The following is a 15715-nucleotide window of genomic DNA, read 5'->3' on the forward strand; positions in this document are numbered from 1 at the left end:
CGTTCCGGTTGGTCACATACTGTGACCAGGGTTACGCCGCGTTGGTGCGCGGCTGTGCACTTGGGGAGGCCGTTGTGCACTTCGGGGAACGTGGGTCGCAGGCGTTCGGCACGCTGCTGCGGTTCCACCGTGAGCGGTCCGGGCTGACGATGGAGGCCCTGGGCAGACATGTGGGCTACTCCAAGTCGCAGATCGCGATGGTGGAGCGCGGGGAGCGCCCGCCGAAGGGGCGCCTGGTCGAGCTGGCGGAGGCGGCGCTGGGTGCACAAGGTGCACTCCAGGCGGTGGCCACCAAGGAGTTCGGGCAGGGCGGGTTACGGCCGTGGACGGAGGACTATCTGGCGGAGGAGAGGAGGGCGCACGCCCTGCACGTGTACCAGAACCACCTGGTGCCGGGCTCGCTCCAGACCGAGGCGTACGCCCGTGCCGTCTACACCAGCGGCTGCTGCCCGACACTGGACGACGGCGAGATCGACCAGCGCGTGATCGAACGCCTGGCACGGCAGAGTCTCTTCACGCGCAAGCCGCAGCCGACCGTCAGCTACGTCATCGAGGAGACCGCGCTCACCCGCCCGCTGGGCGGCCGGGCCACCCTGCGGGAACAGCTGCATCACATTCTCGCCATCGGAGAACTGCGCAACGTCGATGTTCAGGTCATGCCGCACGAGCGGGAGACCCACGCCGGGCTCAACGGCCCCGTCATCCTTCTGGAGACGACCAACCGCTCTCATCTCGCCTACGTGGAGGGACCCCGTGGCGGCTACTTCATTACCGAACAGCCGGAGCTGAGTGACCTGTTCGGTCGATATGGCATCCTGCGGACGCAGGCTCTCAACTCCGAGGAGTCCGCATCGCTGATCGAAAAGGTGGCGCGGGAACTATGAGCACAGACCTCAACTGGTTCAAGTCGAGCTACAGCGGCGACGAGGGCGAGTGCCTGGAAGTGGCCGCCCGGCCCGGAGTCGTCCACGTTCGCGACTCCAAGCAGGCGCACGCTCCCGAAGGCACTCCCGCCTTCACCGTCACGGCCCCTTCCTGGACCGTCTTCCTGGCCGCCCTGAAGTAGGCGGCCCCACCTCCTACGGCTCCAGCACCGGCAGCAGCTCGGGCAGGTGGCCGTCCGACGCCTGCGCCGCGTGCACCCGCTCCTCCGGGACGGCCCCGTACAGCGTGGTGCGCGGCTTGGACGGGCGGCCCGCCGCGTCCGCGACGGCGATCAGGTCCTTGACCGACTTGTACGAGCCGTAGGAGGAGCCCGCCATGCGGGAGATGGTCTCCTCCATGAGCGTGCCGCCCAGGTCGTTCGCGCCCGAGCGCAGCATCTCGGCCGCGCCCTCCGTGCCGAGCTTCACCCAGCTCGTCTGGATGTTGGGGATGTGCGGGTGGAGCAGGATCCGCGCCATGGCCGTGACCGCGCGGTTGTCGCGGGTCGTCGGGCCGGGGCGGGCGATGCCCGCGAGGTACACCGGCGCGTTGGTGTGGATGAACGGAAGCGTCACGAACTCGGTGAAGCCGCCGGTCTCCTGCTGGATCGAGGCCAGGGTGCGCAGGTGGCCGAGCCAGTGGCGGGGCTGGTCCACGTGCCCGTACATCATCGTCGAGGACGAGCGGATGCCCAGTTCGTGGGCGGTCTTGATGACCTCGATCCAGTCGGCGGCCGGGAGCTTGCCCTTGGTGAGGATCCAGCGGACCTCGTCGTCGAGGATCTCCGCCGCGGTGCCGGGGATCGAGTCGAGGCCGGCCTCCTTGGCGGCCGTGAGCCACTCGCGGATGGACATGCCGGTGCGCGAGGCGCCGTTGACGACCTCCATCGGCGAGAACGCGTGCACGTGCATGCCGGGCACGCGCTCCTTGACCGCCTTCGCGATGTCGAAGTAGGCCGTGCCGGGCAGGTCCGGGTGGATGCCGCCCTGCATGCAGACCTCAACTGCGCCGACGTCCCAGGCCTGTTCGGCACGGTCCGCGACCTGGTCGAGCGAGAGCGTGTACGCGTCGGCGTCCGTGCGGCGCTGCGCGAAGGCGCAGAAGCGGCAGCCGGTGTAGCAGACGTTCGTGAAGTTGATGTTCCGCGTGACGATGTACGTGACGTCGTCGCCGACCACCGACTTGCGGATGTCGTCCGCGATGCCGCACAGCGCGTCGAGGGCCGGGCCGTCCGCGTGCAGGAGGGCGAGGGCCTCGTCGTCCGTGAGCTTCGTCGGGTCATCGGCCGCCTGCTTCAGCGCGGCGCGCACGTCGCCGTCGATGCGGGACGGCTCCATGCCGGGGGCCGCCTGCTCGCGCAGCGCCTCCCAGTCGCCGTAGACCACGTCGAAGTCGTCGCGGCGGTCGCTGGTGCGGCCCTCGGTGTCGATGGTGCGGTGCAGGTCGGTGCGGCCCGACGCCGCCACGTACCCCTCGTCCGGCTCCTGCCAGGGACGGCCGACGACGGGCGCGTCGGCGACCGCGAGACCGTCGGCGTCGGACAGCGCGCTCACGTGCGGGAGCAGGCGCGGGTCCAGCCACGGCTCGCCGCGCGTCACGAACTCCGGGTAGACGCAAAGACGTTCCCGCAGCTCGAAGCCGACCTCGGCGGACTGCCGTGCCAGCTCGTCCAGCTTCGGCCACGGCTTCTCGGGGTTCACGTGGTCGATGGTCACCGGGGAGACACCGCCCCAGTCGTCGATCCCGGCCGCGATGAGCTGCGCGTACTCGCCGTCGACGAGGTTCGGCGGGGCCTGGATGTTCCCCGACGGGCCCATGATGTGCCGGGCGACCGCCACGGTGGCGACCAGGTCGTCGAGTTCCGCGTCCGGCATGCCGCGCATCGCCGTGTCCGGCTTGGCGCGGAAGTTCTGGATGATCAGTTCCTGGATGGCGTGGTACGAGCGGGCGGTGCGGCGCAGTGCGAACAGCGACTCGGCGCGCTCCTCGTACGTCTCGCCGATCCCGATGAGCAGCCCGCTGGTGAACGGGACGGACGAGCGGCCCGCGTCCTCCAACACCCGCAGCCGCACGGCCGGTTCCTTGTCGGGCGAGCCGTAGTGCGGCATGCCCGGCTCGGACCACAGGCGCTCGGCGGTCGTCTCCAGCATCATGCCCATGGAGGGCGCGACGGGCTTGAGCCGCTGGAAGTCCGTCCACGACAGCACACCCGGGTTGAGGTGCGGAAGCAGTCCCGTCTCCTCCAGGATGCGGATCGAGATGGCGCGGACGTACGCGATGGTGTCGTCGTAGCCGTGCGCGTCGAGCCACTCGCGGGCCTCGGGCCAGCGGTCCTCCGGCTTGTCGCCGAGGGTGATCAGGGCCTCCTTGCAGCCCAGTTCGGCGCCCTTGCGCGCGATGTCGAGAACCTCGTCGGGCGACATGAACATTCCGTGGCCCTCGCGGCGCAACTTGCCGGGGACCGTCACGAACGTGCAGTAGTGGCACTTGTCACGGCACAGCCGGGTGAGCGGGATGAACACGCTCTTGCTGTACGTGATGACACCCGGCCGACCGGCCGCCTCCAGGCCCGCGTCGCGCACGCGGGCGGCGGACCCGGTGAGGTCGGCCAGGTCGTCGCCGCGCGCCTGGAGCAGCACGGCGGCCTCGGTGACGTCGAGAGCGACACCGTCCCTGGCCCGTTTGAGCGCGCGGCGCATCGAGTTGGCAGTGGGCTGGCTCTGCTGTACGGCGTCCTGATCACTCATGAACCGAGCATACGAGCGACATCCGGACACTTCGAGGGCGCCCGTCGGAGCCCTTCCATTGCACCGCGGTTCACGGCTCAATACGAGGGTTGCACGCGCCACGCCAGCCACCTTTGGGAGCCGCCACATGTGCACTGACGCCGAACACGGAATCGGCAGACGAGCCTTGCTCGTGACCGGCGCCGCGAGCGCGCTTACGCTCGGCACCATGAGCTTCGCCAGCGCCGCCGAAGGCTCGACCTCCACGAAGACGCTCAAGGGCACCCTGCCGCCCGGCTCCCCCGACTACGTCTACCTGCCGGTCGACGTCCCCTCCGGGGTGCGCGAGATCAAGGTCTCCTACACGTACGAGAAGGCCACCGGTCTCCCGGCCGGCACCCAGAACAACGCCCTGGACATCGGCATCTTCGACGAGCGCGGCACGGAGCTGGGCGGCGCGGGGTTCCGCGGCTGGTCGGGCGGCGCCCGCACCGAGTTCTTCGTGCGCGCCGACGACGCGACGCCCGGCTACATCCCCGGGCCCGTCCGCCCCGGCCGCTGGAACATCGCGCTCGGCCCGTACACGGTGGCGCCCGAGGGCCTGCCGTACGAGGTGACGGTGACACTCACGCACGGGAAGGCGGATCCCACGCCCCGCCCGAAGTACCCGCCGCAGCGGGCCCGGGGCCGGGGCCGCGCCTGGTACCGGGGCGACTGCCACCTGCACTCCTGGTACTCGGACGGCCGCCGCACACCCGCCGAGATCGGCGCGCTCGCCCGCGCGGCCGGGCTCGACTTCATCAACACGTCCGACCACAACACGCACTCCGCGCACGCCCACTGGTCGGACGTGGCGGGCGACGACCTCCTCGTCATGATCGGCGAGGAGATCACCACCCGGAACGGCCACGTGGTCGCCCTCGGCACCGACCCCGGCACCTTCGTCGACTGGCGCTACCGGGCCCGCGACAACCGCTGGGCCAAGTACGCGCAGCAGATCCGCCGCGCGGGCGGCCTGGTCGTCCCGGCGCACCCGCACGCGACGTGCATCGGCTGCGGCTGGAAGTTCGGTTTCGGCGAGGCGGACGCGGTCGAGGTGTGGAACGGGCCGTACACCCCGGACGACGAGGTGTCCCTGGCCGACTGGGACAACACGCTGGTCGCGCACGCCCGTTCCAAGGGCCGTACCGGGTGGATCCCGGCGATGGGCAACAGCGACGCGCACCGGGATCCGGACCGCGTCGGCGGCCCGCAGACGGTGGTCCTGGCGGACGACCTGACCCGGGACGCGATCCAGGCGGGCATCAAGGCGGGCCACTCGTACGTCGCCGAGTCCTCGGCGGTCGAGCTCACCTTCACGGCGACGGGTGGCAAGGGCGAGGTCGCGGGCATCGGCGAGCGCCTGGCGGTGGACCCGGACACGCCGGTCACGGTCGACCTGAAGGCGAAGGCGCCGGCGGGCTGCACCCTGCACCTGGTCACGGACCAGGGCACGCTCTTCACCTCTGCGGCGGGCGCGGAGTCGGCGACCTGGCGTACGACCCCCTCCTACGCGTCCTACGTCCGCGCGGAGCTCCGCCACACCCCGACGGTGCCGGGCCTCCCCGGGCCCCTGGCGGCCTTCACGAACCCGGTGTTCCTGTTTTAAGCCCCTCCGAAGGACGGGCCGAGAGAATCACTCCTCGACGACCAGCACCGGCGTCTGGCGGTTCAGAACCTCGCCGCGGAAGAACGACGGGCTGCGCCGAGCCATCACCAGCATGATCACGAAACCGACCAGCAGCAACCCCACCCCGATCACGAAGACCGAGCCGACGCCGAACACCGAGGAACCACTGCCGTACGCCGGATTCCACATGTCGACGAGCGTCTTCACGAAGACGGCGGACAGCAGGACCCCGCCGAGCAGCGGGAAGAGCCCCTTGAAGGCGAAGTCCCGCACGGAACCGCGCAGTTCCGCCTTGAAGTACCAGGCGCAGGCGAACGCCGTCAGCGCGTAATAGAAGCAGATCATGAGGCCGAGCGCGTAGATCGTGTCGACGAGCACGTGCTCGGAGACCAGCGTCATGACCGTGTAGAAGACACCCGTGGCGACACCCGCCGTGACCGTGGCCCGGCCCGGCGTGCGGAACTTCGGGTGCACGCGCGCGTACGACGCCGGCAGCGCCTCGTACGTCGACATGGCGAGGACCGTCCGGGCGACCGGGATGAACGTGGTCTGAAGGCTCGCCGCGGCGGAGGCGAGGACGGCGATGAAGAGGAGGATGCCGAGGGTGGGGCCCATCACCGGGCCCGCGAGCGCCGCGAAGACGTTGTCGGAGGTCTCCGGGTTGGCGAGGCCGAGCCCCTTGCCGCCGGACCCGACGACCATCTGCGCGGCGACACCCGTGGCCAGGTAGGAGCCGACCAGGACGACCATCGCGATGAGCGCGGCGCGCCCCGGCGTCTTGTCGCTGCCGATGGTCTCCTCGTTCGCGGTGAGGCAGGTGTCCCAGCCCCAGTACATGAAGATCGACAGGGACAGACCGGCCGTGAACGCCCCGAAGGACTGCACCGAGAACGGGTTCAGCCACGACCACGAGAAGTCCACCGAGGTCGCCGCGAAATCCGCGGAGCCCGCCTTGGCCACCGCCATCGCGACGAAGACGGCGAGCACCACCAGCTGGAGTCCGACCAGCGTGTACTGCACGCCCTTCGTGGCGGTCATGCCCCGGTAGCTGATCGCCGTGGCGGCCGCGATGAGGACGAGGCACGTGACGATGTGGACGGCCTTGTTGTCGTCCAGCGCCGCCACCGACGTGCTGTTGGTGATCTCGCCCGCCAGGAGCCAGAAGTACGAGGTCGCGACCCCGGCCAGGTTCGAGAGCACGATGATCGTCGCGATCACCAGGCCCCAGCCGCACATCCACCCGACGCGCGGCCCGAACGCCTTCACGGTCCAGGTGAAGGACGTGCCGCAGTCCGGCATGACCTTGTTGAGCTCTCTGTACGCGAAGGCCACGAGCAGCATCGGCAGGAAGCCCGCGAGGAACACCGCGGGCATCTGGAGGCCGACCTCGCCGGCCGTGGAGCCGAGCGTGGAGGTCAGGCAGTAGACGGGGGCGACCGTGGAGACGCCGATGACGGCACTGCCGAGCAGCCCGACGGAGTTCCCGCCGAGGCCCTTGCCGCCGCCCGCGGTCGTGTCTGCGGCCCGCTCCGTCGAGGGCCCTGCGTCCAACTGAGTCATGAACAGGACGTTAAATCCTGCGGTTTCCACATCTGGCGGGATTTGTCGCGACCCGGGCGTCTGTCAATCCATGGGAAATCCGGGCGGGCGCCCGGTGCATCCCAGGGAGATGCGTCGAGTCTACCGGCAGATCACAGGCCAATGGCCCGGCGTTCGATATTCGGTAATCGAAGCCGGGTCCGTTTCGCCCGTTTCAAAATTTTCCCGTGCCTATTGCGTCACGTGCGTGCCGCCGGGCGGCCTCCGCCGCGGAAACGGCCGACGGCGGTGGGCACCGCGTAGATCAGGGCGAGCGTCAGGAGCGCGAGGATCGCCATCATCACGGGGGCCCCCGTCGAAATGCAGAGGGCGAGCACGGTCGCGGCCCCCAGACCGGTCCAGAACACCAGGTACTCGTGGTCGCTGCCGCCCCGCCGGGACAGCAGGACCGCCCGGTAGACCAGCACGACGACGGCGACGGCGTCGATCAGCCCGAGGATGCCGGGGACCTTCACCAGCGCGGTGAACCCCGCCGGCACCAGCCACAGGAGACCGAGCAGCGGGCGCCCCGGCAGTCCGGGGCCCCCGTCGTGCCGCTCGGCGGTACCGCGCGGCGGCAGCCCCGACGCGGGCCGCGCCCCGTGCGGCGCGGGCTGTCGCTGCCCGTACGAGGCGGACCAGGCGTCGACCGTCGGCTGCTGGGCGCCGCCGCCGAGGAACCCGGCGTACGCCCCGTGGGGCGCGCCACCGGGCGGAGTCGAGTACGGCGCCGGGGGCGGCGTCGAAGGCGGCGGCGGGGACGCGGGACCGGCTCCCGGCACCCGCGTGGCCGCGTCGTGGAAGTCCCCGCCGCTCGGCCCGAACACGCCGCCCGCGTCCGGCTGCGTGGCCCCGGGACCGGCCCCGGCCCCGTGCATCACCGTGTCGGCCCGCGCCTCCAGGTTGAGCAGCTGTCCGGACTTGCGGGCGATCAGCGAGATGACCGCCCCGGGCAGCCACGCGTCACCCGTCGCGTCGTGCGTGCGCGCCCGGGCCACGAGCTGCCCCACGTCGGGCCGCCGCTCCGACTCCGGGTCGAGGCACTGCCGGATGAGGGCCCGCAGCTCCTCACCGACGCCGGGCAACTGTGGATCGAGGCTGCCGCGGTGCGGCTGGACGCCGGTGGCGGCGAAGGCAAGCGTGAGCCCGTAGCTGTAGACGTCCGTGGCGGCGGTCACCTTCTCGCCGTACGCCTGCTCCGGCGACATGTAGGCCGGGGTGCCGATCCGGGCCCCGGTCGAGGTCAGCCCCGCCGAGGAGAGTCCCGCGTCGAGCGCGGCGTGCACGATCCCGAAGTCGATGAGGCGCGGCCCGTCGGCGGACAGCAGCACGTTGGACGGCTTGAGGTCGCGGTGCACGAGCCGCGCGCGGTGCACATGCTCCAGGGTCTGCGCGAGATCGGCGGCGAGCCGCCACAGCGACTCGGCGGGCAGCGGCCCGAACCGGTCGACCGAGTCCTGGAGGGAGGGTCCCGACACGTACTCCGACGCGTACCAGGGGTGCTGCTCGTCAAGGCCCGTGTCGACGACCGGCACCGTGCCCGGCGCCCCGACTCTGCGGACGACGTCCGCCTCGCGCCGGAAGCGCTCCCGGAAGCCGGGCTGCGCCGCCATGTCGGCGTGGATGAACTTCAGCGCGACGTTCCGGCCCCCCGTGTTGCGGGCCAGATAGACCCGCCCCATGCCGCCCTCACCGATCCGCCCGAGCACCCGGTACATGCCGACCGTGCGCGGATCCTGCGCCTCCAGCGCCTCCATGGAACCCCCGGTTCCGCCGTAGTGGTCATCTACAACTACGCATTTTCACATGCCCAGTTGTAGACACGCAGAAAGGAGGTGCGTGGGTTCCGTGGGGCTGGTGATGCAGTCGAGACCCTCCCGTACCTGTCGCGGCCTGTCCCGGCCTGTCCCGGCCTGTCCCGGCCCATCCCGGCCTATCCCGGCCAGACGATCGACTGCCACTCGCTGTACGCGTGCAGGGCGTACGAGCCGACGTCCCTGCCGACCCCGCTCTTCTTGAAGCCGCCGAACGGCGCCTCCATGTTCCGGCCAATGGTGTTCACGCCGACGCCGCCGGCCCGCAGCCGCCGCGCGACCCGGAAGGCCCGCGCGACATCGCCCGACCACACGTAGTCGATGAGGCCGTAGTCGGAGTCGTTGGCGAGGGCGACCGCCTCGTCCTCGTCCCCGTCGAACGGCACCACGGCGACGACGGGCCCGAAGATCTCCTCACGGACCACCCGCATGTCGTTGGTGCAGTCGGCGAGGAGCGTGGGCGCGACGTAGAAGCCCTGGTCGAGCCCGGCCGGACGGTCGCCGCCCGCGACGACCGTCGCGCCCTCCTTGCGCCCCAACTCGACGTAGGACTCGACCCGCTCCCGGTGCGCCGCCGAGATGACGGGCCCGACGACGGTCCCCTTCGCGCGCGGGTCGCCGACCTTCATGTAGCCGATGTACGCGGTGAGCTTGGCGACGAACTCGTCGTACACGGACCGGTGCACGATCGCCCGCGTCGGGGCGGTGCAGATCTGTCCGCTGTAGAAGGCGTACGTCGTCCCGATCCCGGCGACCGCCGAGTCCAGGTCGGCGTCGTCGAGGACGACCGCGGCGCCCTTGCCGCCCAGCTCCATCAGCTGCCGCTTCATGGACCGGCCGCACACCTCGCCGATCCGCTGCCCGACGGCGGTGGAACCGGTGAAGGACACCATGTCGACGTCCGGGGAATCGACGGCGGCCTCGCCGACGCCGACGTCGGTGCCGCTGACGACGTTCACGACACCGGGCGGCGCCCCGGCCTCCTCCAGGGCGGCCGCCATCCGGAACACGGAGAGCGGGTCCTGCGGCGCGGGCTTCACGACCACCGTGTTGCCCATCGCGAGCGCGGGGGCGACCTTGCCCGCCGGGTTGGCCCACGGGTTGTTGTACGAGGTGATGCAGGTGACGACGCCGACCGGCTGGCGCACGGCCAGCGCGCCCGTCACACCAGCCTTCCCCATCGGCCCGGCCTCGCTGATCTGCGGCGGCATCGCCTGCTCGACCGGCTCCAGGGCCCCCTTCGCGTACCGCCTGAACCGCGAGACGCCGACCGCGACCTGCATGCCGCGCGCGGTCCCGGTCGTGGCCCCGCTCTCCGCCTGAGCCAGCTCGGCGTTGGCGACGAAGTCCCGCTGCATGAGGTCGGCGGCCCGGTCGAGGACCGCGGCCCGCTCCTCCGGCTTCGTGCGCGACCACGACCCGAAGGCGCCGCGGGCCGCGCGCGCGGCGTCGTACACCTGCTGCCGCGAGGCCTCGGGCGCGTGCCCGACGACGCTCTCGCTCGCCGGGTCGACGACGTCGTAGTGCCCGGCGGCGGGCTCGACCCACTCGCCCCCGATGAACAGCCGCTGGGATTCGCTCACTTGGTGCTCACCGTCCGGGTGTCGGCGCCCGAGCGCAGCACCCTGCCGGGCACGGCGCCGCTCACGACGTCGCCTCGCATGGCCTCAACTCCATTGACCCATACGGCATTTATGCCGATGGCCTTCGAGTCGAGCCGCGGGCTGTCGCCGGGCAGGTCGTGCACGAGGGTCGCCTTGCCGGCGTCGATGGTCTCGGGGTCGAACAGCACCAGGTCGGCGTGCCAGCCCTCCTGGATCCGCCCGCGCTCCCGCAGCCCGAACAGCTGCGCCGGATCATCGGTCAGCATCTTCACGGCCTGCTCAAGCCCCAGCAGCTTCCGCCCGCGCAGGCAGTCTCCGATGAACCGGGTCGTGTACGGCGCCCCGCACATCCGGTCCAGGTGCGCGCCCGCGTCGGAGCCGCCGAGCATGACGTCCTCGTGGTTCCAGGTCTCCTGGCGCAGTGCCCAGGAGTCCGGGTCGTTGTCGGTGGGCATCGGCCACAGCACCGTGCGCAGCTGGTCGTTGGCGCAGATCTCGACCAGGCACTCGAAGGGCTCCTGCCCCCGCTCGGCGGCGATGTCACGCACCACGCGCCCGCTCAGGCCCTCGTTGGCCTCGGAGTACGTGTCCCCGATGACGTAGCGCCCGAAGTTCGCGAGCCTGCGGAAGACGCCCGCCTCCTTGCTGTCGGCGCGCCGCAGCATCTCGGTGCGGGTCTCCGGGTCGCGCAGCTTGGCGATCCGCTCCTCGACGGGAAGGCCGAGGATCTCGCCCCACCCGGGTATCAGATTGAGCGCGCAGAACGTCCCGAGGCTCATGTTCATCGGCGTCAGGATCGGCATCGTCAGGGCGACGATCCGGCCGCCCGACTTCCGGGCCCGCTCGCTCGCCTCCAGCTGCCGCGGCACCCGCTCGGGCACGGCGGCGTCGATGGTGAGCACGTTCCAGTTGAGCGGCCGCCCGGCGGCAGCCGTCATGTCGACGAACAACTCGATCTCATCGTCACTGAACTGATCGAGACACCCGGCGACGATGGCCTCGATCTGCGTCCCCTCGTGCTCGCCGACCGCCTTGCTGAGCGCGATCAGCTCGGCGGGCTTCGCGTGCCGGGAGGCGACGGGCTCACCGTCCCCGTCTGAATGCGAGGAGGACTGAGTGGTGGAGAGCCCCCAGGCCCCGGCGTCCATGGCATCCTTCAACAACCCCACCATCCGGTCGAGTTGCTCGGCACTCGGCTGCCCGCCGACGGCATCGGCCCCCATCACATACCGTCGCAGGGCGCAGTGCCCCACCATGAACCCGGCGTTGACGGCGATCCGCCCGTCGAGGGCACCCAGATAATCCCCGAACGAATTCCACGTCCACGGCGCCCCCTCTTCGAGGGCGACCAATGACATCCCCTCCACACGGGACATCATCCGCCGCGTGTAGTCGGCGTCCCCCGGCTGCTCCGGGTTCAACGGGGCGAGCGTGAACCCACAGTTGCCCCCGGCGACGGTGGTCACGCCGTGATTGAGCGAGGGCGTGGCGTACGGGTCCCAGAACAACTGGGCGTCGTAGTGCGTGTGCGGATCGACGAACCCGGGCGCGAGCACGAGCCCCGAGGCGTCCTCGGCACTCCGCGCCTCCTCGGCGACCTTCCCGGGCTCGGCGACGACGGCGATCCGCCCGTCCCGAATCCCGACATCAGCGGTGAACGCGGGTGCACCGGTCCCGTCGACAACGGTGGCGCCCTTGATGAGGTGATCGAGCATTCGAGTCCGTCTCCCTTCGAAATTCCGGACCATGCGGCGGTCGAGCTCACCTTTCAAGCCCCTGCGGCCAAATCAAGCCCCTGCGGCGATTGAGCAGCGGGGTCCGGGGCAGAGCCCCGATCTTTTGAAGCCCCGCCGGCGATTGAGGCGCGGGGTCCGGGGCAGAGCCCCGCGACGTCAACCACGCCACCCGCACCGCCCGAAGGGCCCCGGCCTCCGTCCGGGAGGGGAGACCGGGGCCGGCCCATACGGACTACACAGCCGACCGGAACCTGGTCGTCCGGTGCACCGGATCCGTATCGATCTTCGGAATCACGTGCTCCCCGATCAGCTTGATCGAGTTCAACGTGTCCTCGTGCGAAACCCCGATGGGCAGCCCGAACGACAACTGGTCCGCCCCCGCCTGCTCCCACCGCTTGCACTGCTGCAGCACCTCGTCCGGATCACCGCAGATCATCAGCTCCTCGGCGATGAGCAGCTCGATGATCTCGGCGGAGTACTCGGGGAGGATCTCCGGCCACTCGGGAATGCCCTCGGGCCGCGGGAACGTGTCGTGGTACCGGAACAGCAGCGACTGAAGGTAGTTGAGCCCACCGTTGACGGCGATCTGCACCGCCTTGTCGTGCGTCTCGGCGCAGATCGCGGTCGACGTCACCATGACGTTGTCGTTGACGAAGTCACCGATCGGGTCCGGGTCCTGGATGGCGGTCTTGTACTGCTCCAGGACCCACTCCATGTCGGAGACCTTCTGCACGGAGAACCCGAGCACCCCCAGGCCCTTCTTGGCCGCCATGGCGTACGAGGGCGGGGACCCGGCCGCGTACCACATGCCGGGGTGCGACTTACCGTACGGCTTGGGCAGCACCTTGCGGGGCGGCAGCTCCCAGTGCTTGCCCTTGAACCCGACGTACTCGTCCTGGAGCCACATCTTCGGGAACTCGCGGATGGTCTCTTCCCAGATCTCCTTGGTGTAGTTCATGTCGGTCACACCCGGCATGAACCCAAGGATCTCGTGGCTTCCCGCACCACGCCCGCTGCCGAACTCGAACCGCCCCTCGCTGAGGTGGTCCAGCATGGCGACCTTCTCCGCGACCTTCACCGGGTGGTTGACCGGCGCCAGCGGGTTGAAGATGCCGGAGCCGAGGTGGATCCGGTCGGTCGCGTGCGCGAGATAGCCCAGGAAGACGTCGTTCGCGGAAAGGTGCGAGTACTCCTCCAGGAAGTGGTGCTCGGACGCCCAGGCGTACTTGAAGCCGGACTTGTCCGCCTGGATGACGTACTCGGTCTCGTTCATGAGCGCGCGGTGCTCGGCCGTCGGGTCGGTCAGCGCCTGCTTGCCCAAGTATCCCTGTACAAAGAGCCCGAATTCCAAGGAGGTTCACCGTCCTCGTCAGTTTCTGACGCATCGTCAGATTGGTTGGATCGACTGTTCCACCGGACCCGCCGACCGTCAATACCTGACGCATCGTCAGCTATTGCCGGAGGCGGCGTCCCGGTCACAACACGCTGACCCCCGCCAGCCACCCGCCGTCCACGACGAACGGCTGGCCCGTGATGTACGCCGAGTCCTCCTCGGCGCTGAGAAAGAGCGCGAGCCGCGCGACCTCCTCCGGCTTCCCGACCCGGCCGAGCGGCACGAGATTGCGGTACAGGTCGTCGAGCGCCTGGGCCGCCTCCTCGCTGTCCGCCTCCGGGTCGAGCTGCGAGGGATTGCTCATGGCGGTGTCGATGGCACCGGGGCACACGGCGTTGACCCGGATCTTCTGCGCGGCCAGCTCAAGGGCGGCGACCCGCGTGAGGCCCACGATGGCGTGCTTGGTGGCGGTGTACGCGCCGACGTACGCCATGCCCGTCACCCCCGTGTACGAGGAGGTGTTCACGATCGACCCACCGCCGGCCGCGCCGATCTCCGGGGCCACGGTCTTGATCCCGAGAAACGCCCCCACCTGGTTGACCTGGATGATCTGCTGGAACTCGTCGAGCGGCGTCGAGACCAGCTCGTTGAAGCGCAGGATGCCCGCGTTGTTGACCAGCCCGTCGATCTTCCCGAAGGCGGCCTTCGCGGCGCCGACGGCGGCGACCCAGTCCTCCTCCTTGCTCACGTCCAGGTGCACGTAGACGGCGTTGCCGTTGCCCAGGTCCTTGGCGACGGCCTCGCCCTGGTCGTCGAGCACGTCGGCGACGACGACCTTCGCCCCTTCCGAGGCGAAGAGACGCGCCTCCTGCTCTCCCTGCCCGCGCGCCGCACCGGTGATGAGGACCACGCGTCCGTCGAGCTTGCCCATTCGTCGAACCCCTTGCCTAGTCGGTCAGTTGAGGTCGTTCAGGTGCGGAGCGACTTCGGCGGCGAAGGCCGCCATCTGGTCGGTGAGTTCCTTGCGCGTCCGGCTGCGGAACCGGATCTGGATCTGCTGCACCCCCATCGCGGCGTAGGCCCGCAGCGACTCGGCGACCGCCTCGCCCGGGCCGGTCAGGGTGCGCCGCCCGACGTCCCACGCCGGCTTGCCCAGGTACAGCGGCTCGGTGATGGCGCCCACGGTGAGCGGCGCCTCGACGCCGGCCTCGGCGCGCAGCCGCCGCAGTTTCTCGATCTGCGCCGGGAGCCGGTCCCTCGGGTCGCCCTGCGGCAGCCAGCCGTCGCCCTTGAGCGCGGCGCGGCGCACGGCAGGCGCGGAGGAGCCGCCGACCCAGATCGGTACGCGCCGCTGGGCGGGCCTCGGCCGCTGCCCGAGGCCCTCGAACTGGAACAACTCCCCTTTGTGCACCGGGAATTCCTCCGGCCCGAGCGTGGCCTTCAGCGCGTCCACGCTCTCGTCGAGCACGGCGCCGCGCCGGGCGAAGTCGACGCCGAGCGCCTCGAACTCCTCCTGTACGTGTCCGGCCCCGACGCCCAGGACGAGCCGCCCGCCGCTGAGGTGGTCGAGGGTCGCGTACTGCTTGGCGGTGACGAGGGGGTGTCGGAGCCCGACGATCGCGACGTGGCTCAGCAGCCGTACCCGTTCGGTGATCCCGGCCAGATAGGCGAGCGTGGCGACGGGGTCGTACCAGGTCGTCGACATGGCGTCGGCGAGCCTGCGCGGGATGGCGACGTGGTCGCAGCTCGCGATGTAGTCGAAGCCGCCGCGGTCCGCGGTGCGGGCGATCTCGGCGAGGTCCACGGCGCCGGCCGATGCCTCCCAGGGCTCGGCGTAGACGGTGCTCTGGGATTGGACCGGGAGTTGCATTCCGTACGCGAGCGACACCATAAGGGCCCCTGCCGATCAGTTTTCTGACGACCCGTCATATTCGGCGGACGCCGAACATCCTCACGGCTGACGCCCCATCAGACAAGGCCCTGCACCACACCTCACTGAACCCACGCCCCACGCCACTGGGCTCCGCCTCAAACGCCGACGGCGCTGAACAAACCCGGGGCTCCGCCCCGTACCCCGCTGCTCAATCGCCGCAGGGGCTTGAACTGCCCACCCGAAACGGCGACGCCCACCCGCCTTGGGCAATCTGCCGCCTTGGGCGGCAGGGTGGGCAAGGCGGCGCCCCGGTGCCGCGCAACGGTCACCAAGGGCGCCGACCCCGGCACAGCCCCAAAGACCCCGGTGCCGCGCAACGGTCACCAAGGGCGCCGACCCCGGCACAGCCCCAAAGACCCCGGTGCCGCGCAACGGTCACCAGAGGCGCCGACCCCGGC

General features: G+C 70.4%; 11 protein-coding genes. 3 read left to right on the plus strand and 8 right to left on the minus strand.

The features are described from left to right. Window positions 1–74: 74 nt before the first annotated feature. Entirely contained in the window at window positions 75–884 is an 810-nt protein-coding gene (locus tag ACIA8D_RS35610) for a helix-turn-helix domain-containing protein (RefSeq protein ID WP_399238470.1), read from the plus strand. Next, window positions 881–1066: a DUF397 domain-containing protein gene (locus ACIA8D_RS35615; RefSeq protein ID WP_399238472.1), complete on the plus strand. Its 186-nt coding sequence runs from the start codon at window positions 881–883 to the stop codon at window positions 1064–1066. The genes ACIA8D_RS35610 and ACIA8D_RS35615 overlap by 4 nt, the downstream gene beginning before the upstream one ends. A 13-nt stretch (window positions 1067–1079) precedes the next feature. Here the strand turns inward: ACIA8D_RS35615 and ACIA8D_RS35620 are convergent, their stop codons facing one another. Further along, entirely contained in the window at window positions 1080–3671 is a 2592-nt protein-coding gene (locus ACIA8D_RS35620; RefSeq protein ID WP_399238474.1) for a bifunctional FO biosynthesis protein CofGH, read from the minus strand. A gap of 127 nt (window positions 3672–3798) precedes the next feature. On the opposite strand from ACIA8D_RS35620, the gene ACIA8D_RS35625 reads away from it, so the two are divergent. Continuing rightward, window positions 3799–5298: a CehA/McbA family metallohydrolase gene (locus tag ACIA8D_RS35625; protein WP_399238477.1), complete on the plus strand. Its 1500-nt coding sequence runs from the start codon at window positions 3799–3801 to the stop codon at window positions 5296–5298. Between the two features lie 27 nt (window positions 5299–5325). On the opposite strand, the gene ACIA8D_RS35630 is transcribed toward ACIA8D_RS35625, so the two are convergent. From ACIA8D_RS35630 to ACIA8D_RS35660, 7 genes are all read right to left on the minus strand, one after another. Beyond that, window positions 5326–6879, minus strand: a complete 1554-nt coding sequence (locus ACIA8D_RS35630; protein WP_399238479.1) for an APC family permease — start codon at window positions 6877–6879, stop codon at window positions 5326–5328. 218 nt (window positions 6880–7097) lie between these two features. Next, complete coding sequence (locus tag ACIA8D_RS35635) at window positions 7098–8654, minus strand: serine/threonine-protein kinase (protein ID WP_399238481.1); 1557 nt, start codon at window positions 8652–8654, stop codon at window positions 7098–7100. A gap of 176 nt (window positions 8655–8830) precedes the next feature. After that, window positions 8831–10294 carry an aldehyde dehydrogenase family protein gene (locus ACIA8D_RS35640; RefSeq protein WP_399238483.1) on the minus strand — a complete coding sequence of 488 codons (1464 nt, stop codon included), beginning with the start codon at window positions 10292–10294 and terminating at the stop codon, window positions 8831–8833. Further along, on the minus strand, window positions 10291–12030 hold the full coding sequence (locus ACIA8D_RS35645; RefSeq protein ID WP_399238485.1) for an amidohydrolase family protein: 1740 nt from the start codon (window positions 12028–12030) through the stop codon (window positions 10291–10293). Before ACIA8D_RS35645 ends, ACIA8D_RS35640 begins: the two co-directional genes overlap by 4 nt. 253 nt (window positions 12031–12283) lie before the next feature. Next, complete coding sequence (locus ACIA8D_RS35650) at window positions 12284–13402, minus strand: LLM class flavin-dependent oxidoreductase (RefSeq protein WP_399238487.1); 1119 nt, start codon at window positions 13400–13402, stop codon at window positions 12284–12286. Between the two features lie 124 nt (window positions 13403–13526). Beyond that, entirely contained in the window at window positions 13527–14315 is a 789-nt protein-coding gene (locus ACIA8D_RS35655; RefSeq protein WP_399238489.1) for an SDR family NAD(P)-dependent oxidoreductase, read from the minus strand. 24 nt (window positions 14316–14339) lie between these two features. Beyond that, on the minus strand, window positions 14340–15275 hold the full coding sequence (locus tag ACIA8D_RS35660) for an LLM class F420-dependent oxidoreductase (RefSeq protein WP_399238491.1): 936 nt from the start codon (window positions 15273–15275) through the stop codon (window positions 14340–14342). Window positions 15276–15715 lie beyond the last annotated feature (440 nt).

The organism is Streptomyces sp. NPDC051684, assembly GCF_044453445.1.
Taxonomy (GTDB): Bacteria; Actinomycetota; Actinomycetes; order Streptomycetales; family Streptomycetaceae; genus Streptomyces.

Coding starts and splice junctions, on each gene's coding strand:
- ACIA8D_RS35655 (WP_399238489.1), bottom strand. CDS start 14,315: ATGGGCAAGCTCGACGGACGCGTGGTCCTCATCACCGGTGCGGCGCGC.
- ACIA8D_RS35625 (WP_399238477.1), top strand. CDS start 3,799: ATGTGCACTGACGCCGAACACGGAATCGGCAGACGAGCCTTGCTCGTG.
- ACIA8D_RS35630 (WP_399238479.1), bottom strand. CDS start 6,879: ATGACTCAGTTGGACGCAGGGCCCTCGACGGAGCGGGCCGCAGACACG.
- ACIA8D_RS35660 (WP_399238491.1), bottom strand. CDS start 15,275: ATGGTGTCGCTCGCGTACGGAATGCAACTCCCGGTCCAATCCCAGAGC.
- ACIA8D_RS35635 (WP_399238481.1), bottom strand. CDS start 8,654: ATGGAGGCGCTGGAGGCGCAGGATCCGCGCACGGTCGGCATGTACCGG.
- ACIA8D_RS35615 (WP_399238472.1), top strand. CDS start 881: ATGAGCACAGACCTCAACTGGTTCAAGTCGAGCTACAGCGGCGACGAG.
- ACIA8D_RS35645 (WP_399238485.1), bottom strand. CDS start 12,030: ATGCTCGATCACCTCATCAAGGGCGCCACCGTTGTCGACGGGACCGGT.
- ACIA8D_RS35620 (WP_399238474.1), bottom strand. CDS start 3,671: ATGAGTGATCAGGACGCCGTACAGCAGAGCCAGCCCACTGCCAACTCG.